5 protein-coding genes and 1 tRNA gene are annotated in these 3,930 nt (G+C 70.3%); 1 reads left to right on the top strand and 5 read right to left on the bottom strand.

What is annotated here, in order from left to right:
- Positions 1 to 116: 116 nt before the first annotated feature.
- The 5 genes from M3N57_00820 to dcd form a co-directional block, all read right to left on the bottom strand.
- Positions 117 to 1,052, bottom strand: coding sequence for an HTTM domain-containing protein (locus M3N57_00820; GenBank protein MDP9021249.1), 936 nt, complete (start codon positions 1,050 to 1,052; stop codon positions 117 to 119).
- A 103-nt stretch (positions 1,053 to 1,155) separates the two neighbouring features.
- Positions 1,156 to 1,677: a DUF5819 family protein gene (locus tag M3N57_00815; GenBank protein ID MDP9021248.1), complete on the bottom strand. Its 522-nt coding sequence runs from the start codon at positions 1,675 to 1,677 to the stop codon at positions 1,156 to 1,158.
- Between the two features lie 28 nt (positions 1,678 to 1,705).
- Positions 1,706 to 2,194 (bottom strand): transcriptional regulator, encoded by a 489-nt coding sequence (locus M3N57_00810; protein ID MDP9021247.1) that lies wholly within the window; start codon positions 2,192 to 2,194, stop codon positions 1,706 to 1,708.
- A 145-nt stretch (positions 2,195 to 2,339) separates the two neighbouring features.
- A complete protein-coding gene (locus M3N57_00805; protein ID MDP9021246.1) occupies positions 2,340 to 2,849 on the bottom strand; it encodes a transcriptional regulator in 510 nt (169 codons plus the stop codon).
- Positions 2,850 to 3,130: 281 nt separating this feature from the next.
- Complete coding sequence (gene dcd / locus M3N57_00800) at positions 3,131 to 3,721, bottom strand: dCTP deaminase (GenBank protein MDP9021245.1); 591 nt, start codon at positions 3,719 to 3,721, stop codon at positions 3,131 to 3,133.
- 79 nt (positions 3,722 to 3,800) lie between these two features.
- Here dcd and M3N57_00795 point away from each other — a divergent pair.
- Positions 3,801 to 3,871: transfer RNA gene (locus M3N57_00795), tRNA-Gly, on the top strand.
- The last annotated feature ends 59 nt before the right edge of the window (positions 3,872 to 3,930 follow it).

The following is a 3,930-nucleotide window of genomic DNA, read 5'->3' as shown; positions in this document are numbered from 1 at the left end:
CGGGTTCGCCACTCGCTCGGTGTCGGTCCAGGCGACCAGGTTGCGGACCGCACGTCGTCACTTCCCCGCTACGGAGTGTAACACTGACTAGTCCTCGTGTCACACAGCGGATGAACCTAAGTACGGTTCGTAACCACCCGGACGGACGTGGCCAGCCGTCCGGACCGGTCGAACACCCAGGCGATGGCCCGGTCGGCGACATCCGGGGGCACGAACGCGAGGTAGCTCACCAACACCGCGTAGCTGAAGAAGCCGACCTCGATGGTCAGGTCGATGGCCACGTGCATCGCCACGCCGAGGAGCAGGACGGCGGGGCGCAGCCGCCGGTTCCACACCAGGACCGCGACCGCCAGTTCCGTCGCGAGCGCACCCCACGTCAGCAGGGTCACCACGACGGGCAGGTCGAGGAGCAGGTCGGGAACGGCGAAGCGCTGTAGGTCGCCGATCCGCAAGACGTACCCGACGGCGGTGCCACCCGTCCACGTCTCACCGCTCAGCTTGGCGGAAACCGACACCACGTAGCCGAACGCGAGGTTGAGCTGGATCAGGCGAACAGGCCAGGCTGCGCGCCGAGGATGGTCCAGGAACCGGTCGCGGTGTCGCAGGAAGCGATCGACCGACAGCGCCGCCCCGGCGGGAGCCAACGCGATGAGGAAGCTCAGCTGGCGGACGAGCACGTCGCCGGAGTTGAACACGTAGGGGTTGCGCCGCTGCAGCGACACGACCGCGACCCACGCGACGACCGCGGCGACGCGTGTCCCCGCCCCGACCGTGACGGCCACCGCCGAGACGAGCAGCAGCGTCCACGAGGCGACGACCGCGGCATCGGTGTTCGCGACCTGCAGCAGCCCCCAACGCCAGGGCGCGGACGGGGGCGCAGCCAGCGATCCGCCGGGCCCGAAGAAGGGACGCAGGTCTGCGGCCAGCGACAGCGTCCACCCGGTCAGGACCAGGCCGAACCCCACACGGACCAGCGCGAGCGTGGAGGTGGAGACCGGTTCGAACCAGAACCGTGTCCACGTCCCCCACGCGGCTTCCAGGCAACGGCTCACGTCCCGGCTCCCACGGCGTCCCAGGCGGCCGCTCACGTCCCGGCTCCCGCGGCGTCCCAGGCGGCCGCTCACGTCCCGGCTCCGGCGGCTGGCAGGCAACCGCTCACACCTCGCTCGACTCCATGACGTAGAAGCCCTCCTCCTCCCACGAGGGCTGGGGGCTCGCGGTGCCGGCTCCTGTGATCGCGACCCACCGTCGGACCAGCGTCACCCGCCGCACCGGGCGCTGGGGGGCGTCATGCATCCGGATGAGCCACCGGGCAGTCGGCTCCCACAACACGCCGGCGAAGGCGTCGGGACGGACGTTCTCGACCCACTTCCGCCACCGGTAGCGCCGGTAGGTGCCCAGCGCCGGTCCGTCGTCGGGTGGCCGCCACACGGTCGTGGTGCCATCGGCGTACTCGATCCGCGCCTCGAAGGCCACGGTCACACGACGCGGATCGGGGGCGAAGACCTCCCAGTTCTGGTCGAGGCCGGTGACCTCGACGACCGGGCGGGCCCAGCGCTCGCCTTGGGGCACGACGGACCCCGGGACGCCGTCGACGACCACGGCAGCCACGACGAGCACTAGGAACGCCGACAGCACGACGCGGCCGGCAGGGGAGGACTCGATCCGCTGCTGCACGACGCGAGCTCCTGCGGACCCGGTGGGTTCACGTACGGGCGAGGATGTCCTGCTCACCGAGGCGTGCGATGAGTCCTTCGGCGGTCAGACCCAAGGCGACCGCCAGCGCCCGGACGTCGTCTTCACGGAGCGTCAGCACCCGACCGTTGTAGTCACCGCGTTGCAACTGGATGGTGGTCGCGTACCGGGACACGGGGCGCAGTGACGGGTCGACGTCCTGGTCCGACAGCCGGGTGAGGTCGAGGACGACCCGGCGGCCGCGGGGAACGTCGCCGGCGCTGACCTGCTCGGTCGGCGCCTCGGGGAGCAGTTCGGCCACCGGCACGCCGTAGAAGTCGGCGAGGTCGGCGAGCTTGGCGGCGGAGATGGCCCGATCGCCGCGCTCGTAGGCGCCGACCACCACCGCCTTCCACTTGCCCTCGCTGCGCTCCTCGACCTGCTGAAGCGTCAGATCCTGCTGCTGACGGATCGCGCGTAGCCGCTTGCCGAGTTCGATCTGGTACTGCTCTGCGTCCACGCTGATGGCTCCCGGTAGCTCGGCACGGCCGTCGACGCGATCACGTGCGTGCGCGTCGTCGGTCGCTGGCCCCGCGCCGCGCGTCCCAGACTACGCCAAACGGACGGTGATCGATGCAACACGCTGCTGGGCGATCAGCCGTGCATCAGGCCCTGACCGGATCCTCACGTGGCGCGAGCAGCCCGTCCTCGGCGAGTCTTCGGAGGAGCTCTCCGGAGGAGACTCCCATCATGGCGGCCAGGGACCACAGGTCCCCGTCACGCATGGTCAGCACCCGGCCGTTGTAGTCGCCGCGCCGCAGCTGGATGGTCGAGGCGTAGCGTGAGATCGCCCCGTACTCGTCGCCGAGCCGCTCATCCGAGAGCCGGGCGAGGTCGATCACGATCCCGCCGCGGCCGGACGGCAGTTCGGCGGCCGAACGCGCCGGCGGCTGAGGGATCAGTTCGGAAGGGGGGACCCCGTAGAAGCCCGCGAGCTCCGCCAGCTTGGCGGCGGAGATGGCCCGATCACCTCGCTCGTAGGCGCCGACCACGACCGCCTTCCAGCGGCCGCCGCTGCGCTGCTCGACCTGCTGCAGGCTCAGCGCCTGCTGGCGACGGATCGAACGGAGTCGCTGTCCCAGCCGTGCCTGGTACCCGCCGGTCGCCTCACCCATCGCCCCGCCTCCCGTCCGTACCGGCCCGTCGCGCCCGGCGATCCGTGGCCACGGACGCCTGGGAATCGCTGCAGCAGCACTGGCCGCGGGGCATCCGGGCCACACACAGTAGCGTCAATGGAAGGGACCTAACGCGACGTGGGAAGGGACCTAACGCGACGTGCGCGGAGCGCTCGCGCGTGCGCGTCGTGCCGTCCCGCGGCGGGCACGCGTGTCGAGCGCTACCCGGGGCGTCGACAACGGTGGCCGCCGGGCACCACCGGGTTCGTGCGTGGCCGTGTTCAGAGGCCGTCACGGAAGCGCTCGCCGTCGAGGAAGTTGAGGTGGAACCGGCTGGCGGTCGGACCGCGCTGGCCCTGGTACTTGGAACCGACCTCGCGCGAGCCGTAGGGATGCTCGGCGGGGCGGTCGAGTTGGAAGAAGGCCAACTGCCCGACCTTCATGCCCGGGTAGATCGCGATCGGCAAGGTTGCGACGTTGGACAGCTCCAGGGTGAGGTAGCCCTCGAAGCCGGCATCGACGAACCCGGCGGTTGAGTGGATCAGCAGTCCCAGGCGACCCAGCGACGACTTGCCCTCCAGGCGGGCGACCAGATCGTCGGGGAGACGGACCTGCTCGAGCGTCGCGCCGAGGACGAACTCGCCCGGATGCAGGACGAACGGCTCGTCGCCGGGGACCTTGACCACCTCGGTCAGGTCGGGTTGGTCGGCGCGGACGTCGATGAACGGGTACCGGTGGTTGTGGAAGACGCGGAACGTGTCGTCGAGTCGCACATCCACGCTCGACGGCTGGATGGCGTCGTCGGACAGAGGATCGACCGCGATCCGGCCCGTGCTGAGCGCCTCACGCAGGGTCCGGTCGGAGAGGATCACGCGGCGACCTTCCTTCGACGGGGCGCCACGCAACGACTATTGCCGGCTGGAGTGGCCCCCGGGTATCCTCAGCGCTCTCGCGGGTGTAGTTCAATGGTAGAACACGAGCTTCCCAAGCTCGGAACGGGGGTTCGATTCCCCTCACCCGCTCCGCTCGAAAGCGCTGGTCAGCGGCACATTTCTTGATCTGACCGTTCTCCCGGCTGCGC

This window comes from Actinomycetota bacterium (assembly GCA_030776725.1).
Classification (GTDB): domain Bacteria; phylum Actinomycetota; class Nitriliruptoria; order Nitriliruptorales; family JAHWKO01; genus JAHWKW01.
Note: the sequence above shows the minus strand (reverse complement) of the source record. Positions and strands in the feature narration are given on the sequence as shown.